The following is a 20,228-nucleotide window of genomic DNA, read 5'->3' on the forward strand; positions in this document are numbered from 1 at the left end:
AAGCACTCGTACATGGTATGGGTGCTTTTTGTGTGAAATCTTTACAAAATAATAAAACTGTATCTATAGCTACTGAAAATTACTTTCAAAATGATATAATAAAATCATAATCATCAATTAGCCCTTGGAGGTATACACATATGAATCCATTAAAACAAAAGCTAGATATTAACAATGAACGTTACCGAATTATTGTATCCGTTAAAGAAGATTATTTAGACGGAAAATTGTCCTTAGAAGAAGGCAATCGTATTTTAAAAGAAAAACTTGGCACTTGTACGCCTGATGAGTTTGCTTATGCAGAGCAAAGTTTAAAAGGTGTTTACAAGGATGAAGAAATCCTAGATCGGATGGATGACCTATTGAACTTGTTTGATGGCGTATTAGTTCGCGCAGAAAATGAGTATCCAGAAAATCATCCGTTATGGGTGTACTTAGAAGAAATCAATGCTGTTGAAAAGGTCGCTCTTGAAGCAGATGAATTATTGAAGCAAGAGAAGTTTATTAAGAACCCATGGCTTGGTATCTTTGATTCATTAGCGCAATGGAGAACTCATCTGTCTCGTAAGCAAAATCAATTGTATCCAATGCTAGAGGATCATGGTTTTGACCGTCCTACACGTATTATGTGGACCTTTGATGACGGCGTACGCGATGCTATCTCTGCATCCTATGCATTGCTACGGGAGGATAAATACGAAGAATTCTTAGCGTCTGTACCAGAAACATTAGAAAAGTTACGTGATTTGAACTCCAAAGAGTTAGAAGTACTGTTACCGACATCTTATAAACTGTTAAGCGATGAAGAGTTTGTGCGCATGAGTAAGAATGACCATGAAATTGGTTATGCCATCATTGATCCGCCAGGTTTATATGTAGTGCCGGGCATCAATGACTCTGCGGCACAACTAAATGCAAATAACTCCAGTCAAAATGGTGTATCTAATGAGTTCCTAAACGATTTGGCAGGACTATTATCCAAATATGTTGGTCCTGTAGGAGGTACAGCTGTTAGTAAGGATGCTGTCCTAGATGTAGCCACTGGCAAATTGACATTGGAGCAAATCAATTTGTTATTCCGTCATCTTCCAGTAGATTTATCCTATGTAGATGAAAATGAACTCGTTAAGTTCTACAGTGATACACCACATCGTATTTTTCCTCGCAGTGCTAACGTTATTGGCCGTGAGGTTAAGAACTGTCATCCAGCAAAATCTGTTCATGTAGTAGAAGAAATTGTAGAGAAATTCCGTTCTGGTGAGCAAAGCCAAGCTGAATTCTGGATTAATAAACCGGGCTTGTTTATCTATGTTATCTACACGGCAGTGCGCGATGAAAATGGTAAATTCCGTGGTGTACTAGAAATGATGCAAGATTGCACTCATATCCGTGAGCTTGAAGGGTCCCGTACATTGTTGACTTGGGATAAAACTGACTTTGTAGGCGATAGTAGTAAAGAAAAATCCTTGGCTCAAGAGGCTGCAGAAGAGGTAGAGGAAGAACCATTAACAGCTGATGCAGATGGTCGATTCCATATCGATGCAAAAACGACCTTGTCTAATTTGATCAAACAAAGTCCAGATATTGTAGATCATTTGATTTCTTTAAATCCTAAATTCGAGAAATTAAAAACACCTATGGTAAAAGTAATGGCTAAGGTGGCTACTATCAAGATGATTGCAGAGCGCGGTGATTTTGATGTAGATGATTTGATCGGTAAAATCGACGCATTCATTAATAAAAATAAGAAATAATTGAACTTTTAAATGTGAAAGAGGCAAGGTCTTAGGGCCTTGCCTCATTTTATTTTGTTATTAGTGTTGTGCAGTGACTATGAACATTGAATCATATGTTGTTTACTTTGGTTGCAATATTAAGGAATGATTAGTTAGCAATTTTTATTATTAGAGATGTGTTGCACTAATTCGAAATAAACATACAATAATTTCCTATAATTCATCTGTTTTGTGTATACAAATTTGATTGAAAAGGGTAAAATAGAAAATAATGAAAGTATTTGCAAAAACAATATTTTCATATATTGATATACTTTTATAAGAGAAATTACAAGATATTTAAAGGTGAGGATCTAGATACTATGTCTACAAGACGCGTTTGGAAGCAAAGTGAAATTAAAACAAACCCATTATTTTCTAAGATGCGCAGTACTATTGAAACTGCATTTTATGGGAACAATGTAACGCCTGTAACATCCGTTGCACAAGCGTATCAACTTGCCGCTGAAGAGCCAGGTGTTATCGTCCTCGATATGCCTGTATATAAACCATGCGAGCAAGGTTTGCCAACTGATGCAAAGGTACTAGTTACAAATGATGGTAAAACTACAGGTCGCTATGCAAAAGCTCGTCGTATTATTGGCGATGAAGGTATTGATGAAGTAGAACTTTCTAATATTGCACGTGATGCTGTGTATGATAGCCGCGATAAAGAGTGGCTTGCTGCTGAAGCTATTGTTGGTTTAGATAAAAAATTTACCGCTCGTGCTCATTTGATGATTCCAAAAGATCACGCATCTACTTTATATTCTTGGATCATGAACTTCAAGTTCTTTGATGCAGCAGTAAAAGAATTCTACGATGATAGTTTAGAGATCCCAGAAGGTGATATCTACATCTACTCTGATCCAGATTATATTGTGCCTGGCCATCCAGGTGGTCTTGCTATCTTTGACCCTGCTCATAACTGTGCCATGATTCTTGGCATGCGCTATTTTGGTGAGCACAAAAAAGGTACCCTTACATTGGCATGGTCCTTGGCTAATCGCCTCGGCTATGTTGCCTGCCATGGCGGTATGAAACGTTACAACCTTGATAATGGCAAATCCTATACTATCGGTGTATTCGGCTTGTCCGGTTCCGGTAAATCTACATTGACTCATGAAAAACATGATGGTCGTTATGATATCTCTATCTTGCATGACGATGCGTATATCATCAATACTGAGGATTTGAGTTCTATTGCTCTTGAACCTACGTACTTTGACAAAATGCAAGATTACCCTGTGGAACATCCTGCTAATGAATTCTTGTTAACACTACAAAACGTGGGCGTAACAATGGATGAAGAGGGTCGTAAGGTTGTGTTAGCTGAAGACGTTCGTAATAACAATGGTCGTGCTATCAAATCTCAATTCTGGACAGAGAATCGCGTAAATTATGTAGACGAGCCAGTTAATGCTATTGTATGGCTTATGAAAGATAAAACATTGCCACCGATCCTCAAAATTGATGATCCTGTACTAGCATCTACAATGGGTGCCACACTTGCTACGCGCCGTTCTACAGCGGAAAAACTCGATGCTCATGTGGATCCAAATGCACTTGTTATTGAACCGTATGCAAATCCATTCCGTACATATCCATTGGCTCTTGATTATGAAAGCTACAAAAAATTGTTCTCTGAATGTGGCGTAGAATGCTACATTATGAATACAGGCTTCTTCTTGGACAACAAAGTTCCAAAAGAAGTGACTCTTGATTTGTTAGAACGTTTGGTAGAAGGTACTTTGGAATTCAAACCATTCTATAAATACCCGAACCTTGAATATGTAGAGGTTCCTGGTTTTGAACCACCATTCCAGGTGCGTGAGTACCATCACCAATTACACAAAGCTTTTGAGTTCCGCTATGACTATGTAGAAAACCTTATTGGTCATAAAAACGAATTACCAGAAGAAGTATTAGAAGTACTTAAAACATTAATGTAATCTCAAAATTTATTAACTCCTCAATATAATATTGAGATTGTCTAACTGCTCAAAGAAAAGGCCCTCCATATGGAGGGCTTTTTTGTTATTGTCTTTAGACTGGTTCGCGACGTAGTCGCGAATCATAAAACCACCCGCTATGCGGGTGCGGCAACGAAAGTTATACAAAAAAATCACCTTGCTTAAGTATAATGTAGGTGTTCAAGCCGCATTATATACAAAAGAAAGGTGATTTTATATGGCATCAAAGACACAGAGCCTTGCGCACACAAAATGGTTATGCAAATACCACATAGTATTTACACCTAAGTATAGACGTAAAGTTATATATAATCAATACAGAAATAGTTTACGTGAAATACTGAGACGTTTATGTGAATATAAGGGCGTCAAGATTATAGAGGGGGAGCTTATGGCAGATCATGTGCATATGCTAGTGTTAATTCCACCTAAAATATCAGTTTCATCTTTTATGGGATATCTAAAGGGTAAAAGTGCGCTAATGATGTTCGATAAATACGCAAACTTAAAGTATAAATTTGGAAATAGACACTTTTGGTCCGAGGGATATTATGTAAGTACAGTAGGATTAAATGAAGCTACCGTAAAAAAATATATACGTGAGCAAGAGTTACATGACCAAATGAAAGATAAACTTAGTGTAAAAGAATATGAGGACCCTTTTAAGGGTAGCAAGTAATACATATCCCCTTTAAGGGGAGCGTTACGAGTCAATGGCTATGCGGCTTGAACGTAGTGAAAGCCAGCGCCTTTAGACGCTGGCCTAGTACTACGGGCTTATAGCCCGTGAGCAAACCACCCGTTTTACGGGTGGTTCTGATTCAAAAGCGATGACCTTACGGTCATCGCTTTTCTTTTACTATATATCAAAGTTTGATTAGCCAATTACTTCTTCAGCTTGCACTAATTCTTCTTGTTTTGTAGCGTCTAAAATTTCAATTAAGCTATTTACGATATTTGCCGCTCCATCTACATGCCATTCACGAGCACTCTCAGACATTTGTTGTAGTCTTGGAGAATTAATAAGCAGTGCGGTCACAACGTCTTCTAAGTTATGAATATCACGTGCCCAACGAGCACAGCCCCGTCGCTCTAATAGTTCTGCATTGGCCTCTTCTTGCCCAGGGATGGCATTAAAAAATACCATAGGCAAACCGATAGTAACAGCCTCCATACAAGTCAGAGCACCAGGCTTTGTAACGAGCAAGGACGATGATTTCATAAGCTCCGAAATATTGGTCGTATAACCATATACAGTAGTCTTTGTTTTCATAGAATCACTAAGGGTAACTAAGGATTCATAGAGAGATGTATTTTGTCCAGCTACTACTGTAATTTCACCGATACCATTAACCTCATCTAAATGTTTAAGTGCCGTTTCGAGAGAGCCCAATCCAAGACCACCACCCATAACGAGTACTTTCACAGGTTCCTCCAAGCTATATTCCTCAATAGCATCACGGAAAAAGGAACGGCGCACAGGGATACCAGACACATGAATACGAGCTTCATCAATACCAGCGGTTACCATTTCGGTGACCATAGACTCGGTCGCTACATAGTACGTATCAATTTGTGGATAAAGCCAAAATTGATGGCTACTAAAGTCCGTCATAATTGCTACCAATGGCACATCAATATGACCTTGGCGCTTCAAAATAGACGCAGCCCCACATGGAAATGGATGAGTAAAGACCATCACATCTGGCTGCTCTTGTTGAACGAGCTTGAGCATACGACTTTTAAGGAGATAAGATAATGCAGTTTGCAAAATAGTCCCCCGTCGCTCCCCTTTTGATACGCGATAAATCATATCGTATAGCATGGGGAATACGTCGATCATCTTGATATACGTCCCCTTAATTAAATGCTCTACAGACATGGTTTCTGTATCTAAAAAGTCCACATGAGTAATCGATGCGTGTGGCTCTTTTTCTTTCCAATATTCTTCTATGGCTCTTGCGGCCTGCATATGTCCTGTCCCAATAGAGGCGGACACAATGAGAACCTTCCGTGATGTTTCGTTATTCATAGTGCACCCTTTCTCTGTGCATTATACCATAAATAGACAAAAAAAAGAGACCTCGAAAGGTCTCTTTCATATCCTTTATGGATTATTTTTTGCGTTTTTTAGCTTTTGTAGCGTTAACTTGCTCTTTCAAACCTTTACCAGCTTTGAATGCAGGGGATTTGGAAGCAGCGATTGTGATAGTTTTACCGTTTTGTGGGTTACGGCCTTCACGAGCAGCGCGTTCACGAACTTCGAAAGTACCGAAGCCGATAACTTGTACTTTACCACCAGCAGCTAATTCTTCAGCAACTGTGTCAAATACAGCTTTTACCGCTTTCTCAGCGTCTTTTTTTGTTAATTCAGTTTTTTGTGCAACACTTGCGATTAATTCTGTTTTGTTCATGACAGAACCTCCTTAAAAATACAATACCTTAGAAGTATGCAAAACCTCTAGGCTACTTTTCCTGCACTTTAGCCTCCTCCCAAAAAGCATCCAGCTCAGCTAATGAAAAGTCTTCCCATGAGCGATCGCTTTGGTTAACACAAGCCTCTACATGTAAAAAACGCTGTCGGAACTTTGTGTTTGTGCGATTTAGTGCATTTTCACCGCTTATTTTATACCATCTGAGTAGATTAATCAAGGAAAAAAGCACATCTCCTGCCTCTTTTTCCATATTTTCTCTATCATTTTGTGCTATAGCCTCCTTGAATTCACCCATTTCTTCGGAAACTTTCGCCCAAACCGGATCGAGTTCGTCCCAGTCAAAACCTAGCTTCGCAGCCTTTTCTTGAAGCTTATAAGCGGCCACTAAAGCAGGTAAACCTTTAGACACACCATCTAATACAGATTTTTGAATATTTTTCTTTTCTTTTGCCTTTAATTCATCCCATGAGTATGATTTTTCATCATTTTCAGGGTTAAAAACATGAGGATGACGACGGATCATTTTTTCAGTAACGTCATTTATTACATCTTGTAAGGTAAAATGACCCGCTTCCTCTGCTAGTTGACTATGAAAGACAACTTGTAATAATACATCCCCTAATTCTTCACGAAGGTTGGGCATATCTTTATTATCAATAGCATCTACTACTTCATAGGTTTCTTCAATGAAATAGCGCCGTAAGGATTCATGCGTTTGCTTTTGATCCCAAGGGCACCCATTAGGCGCACGTAAGGCTTTTACTACATCCACTAATGGTTGTACAGATACGGGTTCCTTAGTATTGTTCTTCATAGAGCTTTGCTTCCTCCTTATCTCGACGAGCTTGTAAACGCTTGCCAATGATTGGGAAATGATACATATCATCCTTCACAACGGCCTTAGTAAGCCACAAAGATAGTCCATACACAAATACGGCTACTACAATAGCGGCAGCTACAGCACCACCATTACCTAATAACTCTACGGTACTCACATAGATAACTTGCGTTGCGCCTCCCATGGCCATAGCAGATACGGCAATTTTCAGTAATTCAAGTTTATTAAGCACAGAACCTACATATTTCTTTACAAATAGATAGTTTATGAGTGCAGCAATGGCGAAGTTTAAGTTTGTGGCCCATGCAGCACCATTGATACCAAGTTCAACAGTTCCTGTCAGCTCATAATCCAAAAATGTTTTCGCTAATAAACCAACGAAAATCGCTACCATAGGAATTACAGTTCGCCCCAAACCTTGCAGAATACCCGCTGTAATTTGCTGCCATCCTAAGAATACAATACTTAGGCTAATCACGGCGATAACAGGCCCTGCATTAGGCGTTGCATAAATCAGCAGGGAAATAGGCGTCGCTAGTACACAAAGGCCAATACAGGCGGGAATCGTGAACATATTGGCAATTTTAATAGCCGTACTTGCCCGCTGCACAATACGGTTAACATTACCTTGTGCATGAGCTTCAGATACAGCCGGTACTAAACTAGCCGCCAAAGAGGTAGTCAAAATAATAGGTAAACCAATGAGTGACGTGGCCATCCCTGTAAGGTAGCCAAATTGTGTTGTTGCTTCATTGAGGTAATACCCAATATCCATCAAACGCTTCGGCACTATGAATGTATCGATGAGAGATACCATAGGAAGCATGATATTCGCCATAGATACTGGTATAGCGAGACTAAATAATCGTTTCACTACAGCGCTGTTACTTTCACAGATAGCATTTTGATTCTGTTGTGAAAGCATCTGTTCGCGCACCCGTCGTTGACGATAGTAAAAGAAAATTAATACGAGTAAACCCGCTAACACACCTGGGAAGGTAGCAAAGGTAGCGCCCCCAGCCGCTAAATGTAAGCCTCTATCGATGAAGTAGTAAGCTAAGCCCACCATAGAGGATACGCGGAAAATTTGTTCAAAGATTTGGCTCGTCCCCGTAGGCACCATGTATTGGAAGCCTTGGAAATACCCTCTAAAGCAACTTAGAATCGTTACTACAAAGATAGCTGGCGATAACAGCTGAATGGCTATGAGAGCTCGTGGATCTGTAATAATCTGAGTATCTACAAGCCACTGTGCGCTGCCATATAAGGTCAAGCTAAATACTAAACCTAAAATAGTGAGTACTCTTAAGGATACAGAAAATACTTGTTGTACGCCTCGCATATCATCATTGGCGAGCTTTTCCGCAATCATAATAGAAATCGCTACGGGAATGCCTGCCGCAGAGATGCTGACGATAATTTGGTAGATTGGATAAGCCATCATATATAGGCCAATGCCTTCACCACCAAGAACACGGGCGATAAGAACTTTACTAAACGCACCGATAACCTTCACGATAATACCAGCTAAGGTTAAAATCATGGCACCCTTTAAAAATCGATTCATAGGCCCTCCTTAGTCGATGACTTGTGGCTCAGTGCCTTCATCACCGCTTCCGTAATGGTCAAAATAGAACCTTTCATGCCATTAAGGCTCACATATAATGTGGCTGGCTTGGTATCTGCAAACTTCATTTTTTTCCATAAATCTTCCCGTACAGCCCCCATATCCCAGTCGGCCATTTTGGAGTCATCATGCCAATGGATCGTAAGCTGTTTATCTCTACGGACGATACTTTTAATACCAAGCAGACGTGCTTGCTCTTTAATTTGAGCAATACGCAATAATCTATCTACCGGATCTGTAGGCGTACCAAAACGATCTATCAGTTCATCTGTCATGTCATCTAGTTGTTCTTTTGATTTAATATGTAACAACCGTTGATATACAGAAATCTTACGAGCACTATCTTTAATGTACTCATCATCGATAAAGGCATCTACTTCTAAGTCAATAGCTGGATCAATAGATACCTCGCGCTCTACCTCTTTATTTTGAGCCTTTGCAATCGCTTCTTCAAGCATACTTACGTACATGCCAAAGCCGACAGATGCGATATTGCCATGTTGCTGTGAACCCAATAGATTACCTGCACCACGAATTTCTAAGTCTCGCATAGCAAGTTTGAAACCAGCACCTAGCTCCGTGAACTCTTCAATAGCTTTTAAGCGCTTTTCTGCTGCTTCTGAAAGCATTTTGTCAGGTCGATACATAAAGTATGCATAGGCCCGTCTGCGAGAGCGCCCTACGCGTCCACGCATTTGATATAGCTGAGATAAACCTAACCGATCCGCATCATAAATGATGATAGTATTGGCGTTCGGAATATCTAGACCGGTTTCGATGATACTTGTAGACAATAATACATCGTAATGACCTTCATAGAAATCGGTCATAATTTCTTCAATTTGACGGCCCGTCATTTGACCATGAGCAATAGCATAACGCAAACCTGGCAACGCCGCTTCTAATAATTCACCCATGTGATTAATAGATGCCACTCGATTATATACAAAGTAAACTTGTCCCCCCCGTGCCAATTCGCGCTTAATCGCATCTGCAACGAGATTCATGTCATATTCCACCACATAGGTCTGAACAGGTAAGCGTTCTTCTGGTGGCGTGTTGATGACGGACATTTCACGAACACCTACAAGCGACATATGTAAGGTCCGTGGAATTGGTGTAGCACTCAAGGTAAGCACGTCAATACTACTAGCCCACTCTTTCCATTTTTCCTTTTGCGCTACCCCAAAACGTTGCTCCTCGTCTACAACGAGCATGCCCAAGTCTTTAAATACAACCTTTTTGTTAAGTAGCGAATGGGTACCGATGAGAACATCAATCGAGCCATTCTCTACACCTTTTAAAACTTGTTTCTTCTCAGCTGTACTGCGGAATCGATTAAGTACATCTACCTTTACGCCAAATGGGGCAAAGCGATTCAAGAAGGTTTGGAAATGTTGTTGCGCCAAAACGGTAGTTGGTACGAGCACCGCAACTTGCTTACCACTCATAACAGCTTTAAAAATAGCCCTCATAGCTACTTCTGTTTTACCAAAGCCTACGTCTCCAGCTAGCAATCGGTCCATAGGAACAGGTCGCTCCATAGATTCTTTAATTTCCGCCGTAGCTTGTAATTGATCTTCCGTCTCTTCATATGGGAATGCATCTTCAAACTCTTGCTGCCATGGTTGATCTGGCAAGAATGCAAAGCCTTCTGTAATTTCTCGTTGTGCATAGATCTCAACGAGCTTATCTGCCAAATCATCAATAGATTTTTTCGCCTTTGTAACAACCTTAGCCCAGTCACGGCCGCCCATCTTATGAATACGAGGCACATCACCTTCATTGCCGATGTATTTTTGTAACTGATCTAAATTATTTGCAGGTAAGAACAGTTTATCCGTTCCTGCATAAGCGATTTCAATATAGTCGCGATGAATGCCTTCCGTTTCTATCGTTTTAAGGCCAATATACTTACCGATACCATGCATACTATGTACAACATAGTCACCAGGGGTTAAATCCGTAAAATAATTGATTTCTTGGCCCTTTTTAGGCTTATTGCGAAGCTTGCGCTTTTGTTGTCCGTAAATATTGCCTTCTACGACAACTACTAAATGGCTATTTGGTAATTCAAAGCCGTCGGTCAATAAACCTTGTAATATAACAACTGTATTAGGCTTAGCAATCCATTCTTCACTATGAATAAAGGCGATATTTTCTCCTTCAAGAGCTCGTTCAATGCCTTCTCGTCGTTGTTGGTTATTTAATACCAATACAACTTGATGATTTAGGCGATGCCATTGCTTAATTTCATCTGTTAATAAAGGAATTTGACGCTCAAAGCTCGTCATCGTCTTCCCTTGAATACCAATAGGGTTAAATCCAGTAAGACCAATAGAGCGTTGTTGCATAAATGTAAAAGCCACTTGAGTCATCGCTTCTACAGTGCGCTGCAATTCACTCCAGTCACAATGATTTTTACGATGTGTAGAATCTTCCTTGAGGAACTTCTTTAACGCTTCTTGAATACGTCCTGGCTCATCGTAAATGAGAAGACCATCCTTTACATACGATAATAAGGTACTATCTGCATCGCTTTTACCAAGGAAGAAAGGCGTCACCGTATAAGAATCAATTTGTTCAATAGACCGCTGATTCTCTACAGCGAAAAACCGCAAGGTATCGATTTCATCACCAAAGAATTCTATACGAATAGGATTGTCGCTATTAACAGGATAGATATCTAGAATATCGCCACGCACGGCAAAATGACCACGTTGTTCCACCTGGTCTACCCGTTCATATCCAATTGTGACAAGTTGTTCAAGCGCTGTATCACGCTCAATCGTATCATTTAAAGCAAAATGTAGCGATTGTCCTTTTAAATATTGTGGAGATACAACGTATTGTGTAACCTCCTCTGCATTAGCAATAACCACAGCTGGCTCCTGCCATGCAAGAAGGGCTAATGCTCGCATCTGTGCACCTTGGTCTTCAAGGCTACGAGCCACAGTCGTAAAGTCTACATGATCTGTGATAGGAAATGAGAGGACTGGAACATTAGGCATGAAAAAAGCTAAGTCCCGTTCCCACATCTCTTTATGGTCCTTATCATGGACTACGATAACTACAGGCTTTGTAAGGCCTGTAGTAAATACTTGGTTTAAGAGGAAACTCTTTTGAGAACCACTAAGACCATATATAACTGACTTTCCATTCCGCTGAAATGCGTTTAGCCCATCCACAAAGGATGGGTTCTGTGAAAGCAGCTTAGTTAATGTATTATCCATACTGCACCATATAGTATTACTATGATTGTATTAATTAAATAGTTCTAACTTATTTATTATAACATATAACCTAGTAGTTAAGCTTCTAGACCGCTTTATATATAATAGTAAAAACGCGATAACAATTATATTTATAGTTATATTTATAGTTATATTTATAGTTATTTTTATATCCGTTTTGAACACCTAATTTTAGGCAAAAAAAATAGCACCTCTAAAGGTGCAATAAAGTTGGTGCGGGAGAAGGGACTTGAACCCCCACGCCGTAAGGCGCCAGATCCTAAGTCTGGTGCGTCTGCCAATTCCGCCACTCCCGCGTCTCAACTGAAATAATAATATCATGTATAGAATTCATCGTCAATCATTTTTTTATAATTAACTTAAATTTCATGTATCTCATAAAATAAAAAGGGACTTAAAATAAAAAGAGACTGACCCAGAATCCGAACTACTAGAATCCTGGGTCAGCCTCTTTTTTAGGATGATGATGAATAAATGCATGCCCTACATTTACCATAAAATATATTAACAGTCATAACATATGTCATGCTGGTAATACCAAAAGGTATAATCCACCATGACCATAGCACGACATTAAGGTCGTAAGAACTATAATCTAAATATCAAAATAATATATTTAGAACGTATAGAACTAAAAAATCCTTTTTACGGGTACGTAAAAAGGAGCTATTAACTTCTCCTCCCTATCTCTCGTAGGTCAAATGGTGAATGTTGAATAGGCAGTTCTCCTGACTCGGCTTCATCGCTCATCTAGCCTTCCCAGTTTCCCAGTGACTTAATTTAGACTCGCTCGACCATACAGTGGCGGGACCGTGCTGGCATTTAACCAGCTTCTCTATTATGCTTTTCAGCACCTATTCCCAAATATGATGTTTTCTATGAGTTAATATTAACACCGCTATCGTATTAAGTCAATTTATTTTTGTAATTTTATTAACTTCATCTTTTATTCATCTATTGCCATATATCATATTTTTAATTACAATATAATAGTAACTATAAATAGGAGGAATCTATGTATATCGGAGATTTCATTAAACAATATCGCGAATCCAATGGAGTATCCATTGAAGACTTTGCAAATAAATCAGGTTTAACTACCACTGAAATTGAAGCATTAGAGAAAAATGTACAAGACGACGGTACTGTAGTGCCCGTAGCAATGCGCCAAATCAAAGGTATTGCAGCCGCTATGGATGTACCTATGCCTATGGTCATGGCACAGATTCCTTCTGATCAAGAATTAGTTGTACATGTTGTGGCAGAGTCTGATCAGCCACACGCAAAGTAGTATAAAGGAGATTTTATGACACCTGATGTATTAGCACTTTTACAAGGCTTAACAGAGCAGCAAAAAAACTATGTATTATCTGCTCAAGCGCGTCAAAAAGAAACAGGTATGGCCTACCTGTTCTGGTTCGTCCTTGGCGTACATTATTTCTATTTAAACAAACCATTTATTAATATTATCTATTGGCTTACAGCTGGTGGCTTAGGTATTTGGATGATAATCGACTTATTCCGCATTCCAGGCATGGTTAAAGATCGTAATAAGGCTATCATTAAAGAAGCTATTGAAGAAGCTAAAAAGCTATATCCTGAGGTGCAATAATGAAAAAATTTTTGTTAATTGCGGCGGCTTTTACTATCTTAGGTATCCTCCCCTCTCAAGCAGTTAATATTGCTGATTTAGAGAACGCACGAGGCTATGCCTATTTATATCGTATGAACGGCCAAAATTATTATGCTGAACAACGCGTTAAAGTTATTGCCGGTGAAGGTAATAACTTTGAAATTATAGGTCGTACCTATAGTCATCAAGGAGCTCAATATTATATGACAGAGTATATTAACCATTATTACTTTGATCAAGACAACGATACGATTCAATGGGTTCAAGATCAACGTAATATTATTGACGCTCGTACCGGTAAAGTATTACGTGAAGAAAAACGTAATAAAGCTAAATTAATTACCTTAAAACCAGATACATATGGTTATATGCAAGCCATCTATTGGCGTGACCTTGCTATTGCCGCTGGTCAGCTTAAATAAGCAAACGATAGACGGATTTCTAGTTTATTATAGTTTCTGTATAAAAATCTACATACAACAAAGGACTCTACTCATAAGAATGTAGAGTCCTTTTATTATATAGTTAATAGAAATAGGGTTATAGGACAAAAAGTGTTGCTATTTTAGTCCCAAAGATTGGTAAATAGGCAATCATAATTATGCAAATCACTCCAAACAATAGCATCACCCCAAGTCGGAATAGAAGCTTCTAACCTAGATTGTTCATGTATGGTATGATATATATCAGAAATACTCTTGTTGGTCGGCATAACCTTAAGTATTTCTGCATTAGAAAGCGGGTTTGGTGAGTGCATATAGCACCACCAGAACACCGCTTTTATTCGTCTTTCAATAGACATTCCTCTATGATTACGTAACATAGTGCGTAACTGAGCATTTACACCACCTTCTATACGATTATTAGTAGCTGGGCAGGTACATGTTAACGATGCATCTAAGTAAGTAAATAAACATCTTTTGTTAATCAATTTAACTAAGGAATTTTCTGCTTTTATAAGTCGTTCATGTTTAGGTCGTATCGTACCATTTTCATCAACTGTTATTTCTGATAGGAATACCCTATGTCGTACTTTCCATGACATAACGTTTTGTACCCACTTCATAGCATGATCTTGCGTGTGTATTGTTAATAAATCCCTTGCAATTCCATATAACTCACAACCAGCAATCGTTTTAGGACGTATTGTTGTATAGCGTTTTACTTGTTGAAATGCATGAAATAAGCACCTTTGTAGTTTGGCTTTCGGCCAAACTTTTTTTAATGCCTTTTGAAAGCCGGTACCACCATCGGATATAACTACTATAGGTGATGAAATACGTCGTAATAAAGCCTCCCAAGCCTTAGAATGCTCATATCTACAAACATACCAGCCTAAGACATGCGTCTCATTACAACAGATTAAAATACAAGCATTTCTAGCTAAATAAATACCATCAACAAATACCACACTACTTGATGATTCAACTTTTGGTGGTAATGGCCAAAGCTCCCAAAACTGTGATGTTTTTCTACGAAATGAACGTCCATCGCCAGCCATATCTAACTGTGTGTGTTTACCAAATAACCAATCCAAAAATATCTGTAAATTATTATTAGTTTTATTCACTTTATTTGTGAATGAGCAAGAACATTGATTACAATACCAACGTTGAGAACCCGCACTTGTTTTACCATTTCTCTTACAGACGAAACCACAATTAGGGCATCTGACTAGTTTCATAATTATACTCCTTCTAAAAAATATATCTCTTTAGAAAGATAAAACCTTTTTTGAGTCAGTAAAATCAAGGGGGTTCCGACTTTTTAGCAACACTTTTTGTCCTATATGTAAAAGTTACTCAAAAAGATAAAATGCCGATGGAGCTAGTATTTAACTAGTTCCATCGGCATTAACAGCAACACTTTTTGTCCTATAACCCTAGAAATAGATAAAATAAAAAAGCACCACATTGCTGTGATGCTTTCATTTGGTGACCCAGAAGGGATTCGAACCCCTGGCCTTTTGATTCGTAGTCAAACGCTCTATCCAGCTGAGCTACTGAGTCATGTACTTGGTACTCACTTATATTAACACAACGTTTACATCTATGCAAGCATTTTATTAATATTTTTTGAGTAATTTTATGGACATGCGGTCCGAAGACCGCAATCCAAATTTGGCAGGGGCAGTAGGACTTGAACCCACAACCAACGGTTTTGGAGACCGCTACTCTACCAATTGAGCTATACCCCTATGTTCATCAAGCCTTGCTTGATACTTGATTAGTTTAACAAATATTAGGTCTAATGTCAAGAAAGAAAGGGCTTTTAAATGATGAAATAATAGTGAATTTAAAAGGAAAAAGAGCCCTCTTTCAAGGGCTCTTATGTCTACCTAACTTTTACCTTTATATATACGGGAGATAGTATATATAATTAGAGAGTTTTGTATATGTATTGTTTTGTTTATACACAGGGAGAGTATTGTTGTGTATTTAAGTGTTGTTTTATGTGTTGTATTGTTTTGTGTTGTGTTGTTTGTATTATTTGTAAAAGGGACAGGTAAAAGTTATTAGTAGTAGACCTCCATTTCCTTAGTTGATCTCAATCAACTATAGATAGTATAAAGATACTACGTGAAAACATAGTGAAAGTTTTATGAGATATAAGTGAAACGAGTAAATTTTGGTACATAACAAATTATAAGAAATATAATTAAAAAGCCTGTATTTACTAGGTTCTATAAGAATGTATATAAATTAGTGATAGCCTTATGCATGAATAGAATATGTAATAGATATTGGTTATTAAAATCTAAAATTAAAGTAAAATTAATTACATAATAACTATTAATAAGAAGGTTTGATTATAAAAACATGAAGAATGAATATGCTGCGACGATCTATATACTAACTCAATTATATTTAATGTACGATACCGTAGGTGCCATGCACTGAGGTATCGATTGGATATCATGAATATTACATAACTTAAAGTAACTCAACTGATTTACGGTTCGGTAACATTGGCACGTTGTGCCGCGTTACCGTGTTCATTTAGTTTGCCTCCTACCACTAGTCGCGGCTTCCTATCACACTCGCCCATGGCAACATATAATACATTATCCCAATGTACAGACTTAACTATAGGGCTTCGTCGAACCTGATGCAATGGACGTATGCGTCGCTGCGCTCCTTTACGCCCTATTGCCCTAGGTTTCCCACGCCGTCGTATAGATTACTATCCATAGATAATACTCGTACAACCTTGGCTGGAGACGGCTCTAGCAGGGTTAGCTAGTCGAAGACTAGCTAAAAGAAAAAGGCCTACCTTTAGGTAGACCTTTTTCTTTTAATCAATCAGCGGCTTCCTATCCTCCCAGGCCGTCTCCAGCCAAGTACTTTCGGCGTTTATGAGCTTAACTACTGTGTTCGAGATGGGAACAGGTGGATCCTCATAGCCATCGCCACTGAATCTGTCAGAGTTTGTACTCTGAAAACCACATAGAAGTATATATATTTGTTGCACATTTCTGCTTAATGTTTTTATTTAAGTAAAGCCCTCGATCTATTAGTACCAGTCAGCTCCAAACCTCACGGCTCTTCCACACCTGGCCTATCAACCATGTCGTCTACATGGGATCTTACTAGCTTATGCTATGAGAAACCCTCATCTCAAGGCTGGTTTCACGCTTAGATGCTTTCAGCGTTTATCCGTCCCGAACGTAGCTACCCAACTGTACCCTTGGCAGGATAATTGGTACACCAGCGGTTCGTCCACTCCGGTCCTCTCGTACTAGGAGCAGCCCCCTTCAAGTTTCTTGCGCCCGCGATGGATAGGGACCGAACTGTCTCACGACGTTCTGAACCCAGCTCACGTACCACTTTAATCGGCGAACAGCCGAACCCTTGGGACCTACTTCAGCCCCAGGATGTGATGAGCCGACATCGAGGTGCCAAACCTCCCCGTCGATATGGACTCTTGGGAGAGATTAGCCTGTTATCCCCAGGGTAGCTTTTATCCGTTGAGCGATGGCCCTTCCACTCGGCACCACCGGATCACTAAGCCCGACTTTCGTCCCTGCTCGACCTGTCCGTCTCGCAGTCAAGCTCCCTTCTGCCTTTACACTCTTCGAGCGATTTCCGTCCGCTCTGAGGGAACCTTTGGGCGCCTCCGTTACTCTTTAGGAGGCGACCGCCCCAGTCAAACTGCCCGCCTAAGACTGTCCGGCCGGTCGTTACTCGGCCCGTTAGAAATCAATTAATGAAAGGGTGGTATCCCAACAGTGACTCCTCTAAAACTGGCGTCCTAGATTCTACGTCTCCCACCTATCCTGTACATTCATTAACTAAGTTCAATCTTAGGTTGCAGTAAAGCTCCATGGGGTCTTTCTGTCCAGTCGCGGGTAACCTGCATCTTCACAGGTACTTCAATTTCACCGGGTCCCTCGTTGAGACAGTGCGCAAGTCGTTACACCTTTCGTGCGGGTCGGAACTTACCCGACAAGGAATTTCGCTACCTTAGGACCGTTATAGTTACGGCCGCCGTTTACTGGGGCTTCAATTCAGAGCTTCGACCGAAGTCTAACCCCTCCTCTTAACCTTCCAGCACCGGGCAGGTGTCAGCACCTATACGTCAGCTTTCGCTTTAGCAGGCACCTGTGTTTGTGGTAAACAGTCGCTTGCGCCTCTCTTGTGCCACTCATTCATGCTCCATGCGTTGCTGCTCTTCACACTACATGAGTCCTCCTTTTCCCGAAGTTACGGAGGCATTTTGCCGAGTTCCTTAACGAGGGTTTTCCCGCGCACCTTAGGATTCTCTCCCCGCCTACCTGTGTCGGTTTTGGTACGGGCGATGTGTCTCTACCTAGAAGCTTTTCTCGACAGTGTAGGATCAATCACTTCGTTACTATTGCTAGTAACTCGTCATCACATCTCAGCTTTTAGAGCTACGGATTTGCCTATAGCTCAACCTACCTGCTTAAACACGCACTTCCAATCGCGTGCTGACCTACCTTACTGTGTCACTCCATCGATCAAACGATTCACACCGGTACAGGAATTTCAACCTGTTGTCCATCGCCTACGCTTTTCCGCCTCGGCTTAGGTCCCGACTTACCCTGAGACGACGATCGTTGCTCAGGAACCCTTAGGCTTTCGGTGGAATGGATTCTCACCATTCTTTTCGCTACTCATACCGACATTCTCACTTCTCATCAGTCCACAACTCCTTACGGTACTGCTTCAGCCCGATGAGAACGCTCCCCTACCCATATACATTGCTGCATATGACACGACTTCGGTTTTACACTTTAGCCCCGGACATCTTCGGCGCAGAGTCTCTCGACCAGTGAGCTATTACGCACTCTTTAAATGGTGGCTGCTTCTAAGCCAACATCCTGGTTGTTTTGGAAACTCCACATCCTTCGCCACTTAGTGTAACATTTGGGACCTTAGTCGGTGTTCTGGGCTGTTTCCCTCTTGACAATGGACCTTATCATTCACTGTCTGACTCCCGAGTATAAGTATAGCCATTCGTAGTTTGACTAGGTTCGGTAACCGGTATGGCCCCTAGCCCGATCAGTGCTCTACCGCCTATACTCTCAACCTCGAGGCTAGCCCTAAAGCTATTTCGGGGAGAACCAGCTATCTCCGTGTTCGATTGGCATTTCACCCCTATCCACAACTCATCCCAAAGCTTTTCAACGCTCACGAGTTCGGTCCTCCACACAATTTTACCTGTGCTTCAACCTGGCCATGGATAGATCACTACGGTTTCGGGTCTACTATTACTAACTGAACGCCCTGTTCAGACTCGCTTTCGCTGCGGCTCCATGTTTTCCACTTAACCTCGCTAGCAACAGTAACTCGTCGGTTCATTCTTCAATAGGCACGCCGTCGTCCTGATATATATACAGACTTCGACTGTTTGTAGACATACGGTTTCAGGTTCTCTTTCACTCCCCGCCAGGGGTTCTTTTCACCTTTCCCTCACGGTACTATGCGCTATCGGTCGATATCAGTATTTTGGCTTGGAGGGTGGTCCCCCCTGCTTCCCACAAGGTTTCACGTGTCTCGTGGTACTCTGGATACAGTCCCATGTATGCAAGGTTTCGATTACAGGGCTTTCACCTTCTTCGGCTGAGCTTTCCAGCTCGATTCTTCTACCTCATTTACACTTGATGACTGTCCTCAACCCCGGTGCGGTTGCCCGCTCCGGTTTGGCCTCTTTCCCGTTCGCTCGCCGCTACTAAGAAAATCTCGTTTGATTACTTTTCCTCTGGGTAATTAGATGTTTCAGTTCCCCAGGTGCCCTCCTCATAGTCTAAGCTATGGGTGACAGTGCATAACCACTGCCGGGTTCCCCCATTCGGAAATCTACGGGTCAAAGATTGCTTGCATCTCTCCGTAGCTTATCGCAGCTTACCGCGTCCTTCTTCGGCTGATATCGCCAAGGCATCCACCGTACGCCCTTAAAATCTTTACTTATTTTACACCATAATTTGCGGCTATCTTCGTTGTACTGCGTTCAGCTCACCTTGCGTATACAAATACGCGGCGGTTTCGCTTCACTGGTACGCCTCGATATCCATCAAATTCTGGTGAAAATCATTACGATTTTTAGACATGCATTAGATACATTGTCGTTTATTTTGTAGCCGTACATTTTACATGTACGTCACCATTAAGTCAGAGAATTATTTCCTATGTGCTCGGGTCAACCTACTTAGAAATTCTAAGAGATGACCTT

The 20,228-nt window shown here is 40.5% G+C and carries 12 protein-coding genes, 3 tRNA genes, 2 rRNA genes and 1 riboswitch; of the genes, 6 read left to right on the forward strand and 11 right to left on the reverse strand.

From position 1 onward, the window contains the following. Positions 1-140 precede the first annotated feature (140 nt). The 3 genes from VRHSUH09_RS02660 (at position 141) to tnpA (ending at position 4,427) form a co-directional block, all read left to right on the forward strand. Positions 141-1,754 (forward strand): PAS domain-containing protein, encoded by a 1,614-nt coding sequence (locus VRHSUH09_RS02660; protein ID WP_054748173.1) that lies wholly within the window; start codon positions 141-143, stop codon positions 1,752-1,754. Between the two features lie 344 nt (positions 1,755-2,098). Beyond that, positions 2,099-3,727 carry a phosphoenolpyruvate carboxykinase (ATP) gene (locus tag VRHSUH09_RS02665; protein WP_054748171.1) on the forward strand — a complete coding sequence of 543 codons (1,629 nt, stop codon included), beginning with the start codon at positions 2,099-2,101 and terminating at the stop codon, positions 3,725-3,727. 238 nt (positions 3,728-3,965) lie between these two features. After that, positions 3,966-4,427, forward strand: a complete 462-nt coding sequence (gene tnpA, locus VRHSUH09_RS02670) for an IS200/IS605 family transposase (RefSeq protein ID WP_105081301.1) — start codon at positions 3,966-3,968, stop codon at positions 4,425-4,427. A gap of 198 nt (positions 4,428-4,625) precedes the next feature. Here tnpA and VRHSUH09_RS02675 read toward each other — a convergent pair whose 3' ends face one another. The 6 genes from VRHSUH09_RS02675 to VRHSUH09_RS02700 all read right to left on the reverse strand — a co-directional run bounded on the left by VRHSUH09_RS02675 (position 4,626) and on the right by VRHSUH09_RS02700 (position 12,198). Further along, positions 4,626-5,780, reverse strand: a complete 1,155-nt coding sequence (locus VRHSUH09_RS02675) for an MGDG synthase family glycosyltransferase (protein WP_105081302.1) — start codon at positions 5,778-5,780, stop codon at positions 4,626-4,628. Between the two features lie 82 nt (positions 5,781-5,862). Further along, the gene (locus VRHSUH09_RS02680) at positions 5,863-6,162 is read right to left on the reverse strand and encodes a non-specific DNA-binding protein Hbs (protein ID WP_009351071.1); all 300 of its coding nucleotides are present in this window, start codon (positions 6,160-6,162) and stop codon (positions 5,863-5,865) included. 52 nt (positions 6,163-6,214) lie between these two features. Beyond that, positions 6,215-6,997, reverse strand: coding sequence for a nucleoside triphosphate pyrophosphohydrolase (gene mazG, locus VRHSUH09_RS02685; RefSeq protein WP_105081303.1), 783 nt, complete (start codon positions 6,995-6,997; stop codon positions 6,215-6,217). Then, the gene (locus VRHSUH09_RS02690; protein WP_105081304.1) at positions 6,981-8,588 is read right to left on the reverse strand and encodes a putative polysaccharide biosynthesis protein; all 1,608 of its coding nucleotides are present in this window, start codon (positions 8,586-8,588) and stop codon (positions 6,981-6,983) included. The genes mazG and VRHSUH09_RS02690 overlap by 17 nt, the downstream gene beginning before the upstream one ends. Further along, complete coding sequence (mfd, locus tag VRHSUH09_RS02695) at positions 8,585-11,881, reverse strand: transcription-repair coupling factor (protein WP_105081305.1); 3,297 nt, start codon at positions 11,879-11,881, stop codon at positions 8,585-8,587. Before mfd ends, VRHSUH09_RS02690 begins: the two co-directional genes overlap by 4 nt. A gap of 232 nt (positions 11,882-12,113) precedes the next feature. Beyond that, positions 12,114-12,198 (reverse strand) — tRNA-Leu (locus VRHSUH09_RS02700). Positions 12,199-12,603: 405 nt separating this feature from the next. Continuing rightward, a riboswitch (cobalamin riboswitch) is annotated at positions 12,604-12,775 on the reverse strand. Between the two features lie 142 nt (positions 12,776-12,917). On the opposite strand from VRHSUH09_RS02700, the gene VRHSUH09_RS02705 reads away from it, so the two are divergent. The 3 genes from VRHSUH09_RS02705 to VRHSUH09_RS02715 are packed head-to-tail and all read left to right on the forward strand — an operon-like array spanning position 12,918 to position 13,957. Then, positions 12,918-13,193 carry a helix-turn-helix domain-containing protein gene (locus VRHSUH09_RS02705; RefSeq protein ID WP_054748815.1) on the forward strand — a complete coding sequence of 92 codons (276 nt, stop codon included), beginning with the start codon at positions 12,918-12,920 and terminating at the stop codon, positions 13,191-13,193. A gap of 15 nt (positions 13,194-13,208) precedes the next feature. Then, positions 13,209-13,514, forward strand: coding sequence for a TM2 domain-containing protein (locus tag VRHSUH09_RS02710; RefSeq protein WP_054748828.1), 306 nt, complete (start codon positions 13,209-13,211; stop codon positions 13,512-13,514). Then, positions 13,514-13,957 carry a hypothetical protein gene (locus VRHSUH09_RS02715; protein WP_105081306.1) on the forward strand — a complete coding sequence of 148 codons (444 nt, stop codon included), beginning with the start codon at positions 13,514-13,516 and terminating at the stop codon, positions 13,955-13,957. The genes VRHSUH09_RS02710 and VRHSUH09_RS02715 overlap by 1 nt, the downstream gene beginning before the upstream one ends. A 143-nt stretch (positions 13,958-14,100) precedes the next feature. On the opposite strand, the gene VRHSUH09_RS02720 is transcribed toward VRHSUH09_RS02715, so the two are convergent. The 5 genes from VRHSUH09_RS02720 to VRHSUH09_RS02740 all read right to left on the reverse strand — a co-directional run bounded on the left by VRHSUH09_RS02720 (position 14,101) and on the right by VRHSUH09_RS02740 (position 19,964). Continuing rightward, entirely contained in the window at positions 14,101-15,219 is a 1,119-nt protein-coding gene (locus tag VRHSUH09_RS02720) for an IS256-like element ISVesp1 family transposase (protein WP_105081111.1), read from the reverse strand. Between the two features lie 248 nt (positions 15,220-15,467). Beyond that, positions 15,468-15,544 (reverse strand) — tRNA-Arg (locus tag VRHSUH09_RS02725). A 112-nt stretch (positions 15,545-15,656) separates the two neighbouring features. Then, positions 15,657-15,732, reverse strand: a tRNA-Trp gene (locus tag VRHSUH09_RS02730). A gap of 1,103 nt (positions 15,733-16,835) precedes the next feature. Next, a 5S ribosomal RNA gene (gene rrf, locus VRHSUH09_RS02735) occupies positions 16,836-16,952 on the reverse strand. Positions 16,953-17,028: 76 nt separating this feature from the next. Then, positions 17,029-19,964: ribosomal RNA gene (locus tag VRHSUH09_RS02740) — 23S ribosomal RNA — on the reverse strand. Positions 19,965-20,228 lie beyond the last annotated feature (264 nt).

This window comes from Veillonella rogosae JCM 15642 (assembly GCF_002959775.1).
Lineage (GTDB): Bacteria > Bacillota > Negativicutes > Veillonellales > Veillonellaceae > Veillonella > Veillonella rogosae.

Coding starts and splice junctions, on each gene's coding strand:
- VRHSUH09_RS02660 (WP_054748173.1), top strand. CDS start 141: ATGAATCCATTAAAACAAAAGCTAGATATTAACAATGAACGTTACCGA.
- VRHSUH09_RS02665 (WP_054748171.1), top strand. CDS start 2,099: ATGTCTACAAGACGCGTTTGGAAGCAAAGTGAAATTAAAACAAACCCA.
- tnpA (WP_105081301.1), top strand. CDS start 3,966: ATGGCATCAAAGACACAGAGCCTTGCGCACACAAAATGGTTATGCAAA.
- VRHSUH09_RS02675 (WP_105081302.1), bottom strand. CDS start 5,780: ATGAATAACGAAACATCACGGAAGGTTCTCATTGTGTCCGCCTCTATT.
- VRHSUH09_RS02680 (WP_009351071.1), bottom strand. CDS start 6,162: ATGAACAAAACAGAATTAATCGCAAGTGTTGCACAAAAAACTGAATTA.
- mazG (WP_105081303.1), bottom strand. CDS start 6,997: ATGAAGAACAATACTAAGGAACCCGTATCTGTACAACCATTAGTGGAT.
- VRHSUH09_RS02690 (WP_105081304.1), bottom strand. CDS start 8,588: ATGAATCGATTTTTAAAGGGTGCCATGATTTTAACCTTAGCTGGTATT.
- mfd (WP_105081305.1), bottom strand. CDS start 11,881: ATGGATAATACATTAACTAAGCTGCTTTCACAGAACCCATCCTTTGTG.
- VRHSUH09_RS02705 (WP_054748815.1), top strand. CDS start 12,918: ATGTATATCGGAGATTTCATTAAACAATATCGCGAATCCAATGGAGTA.
- VRHSUH09_RS02710 (WP_054748828.1), top strand. CDS start 13,209: ATGACACCTGATGTATTAGCACTTTTACAAGGCTTAACAGAGCAGCAA.
- VRHSUH09_RS02715 (WP_105081306.1), top strand. CDS start 13,514: ATGAAAAAATTTTTGTTAATTGCGGCGGCTTTTACTATCTTAGGTATC.
- VRHSUH09_RS02720 (WP_105081111.1), bottom strand. CDS start 15,219: ATGAAACTAGTCAGATGCCCTAATTGTGGTTTCGTCTGTAAGAGAAAT.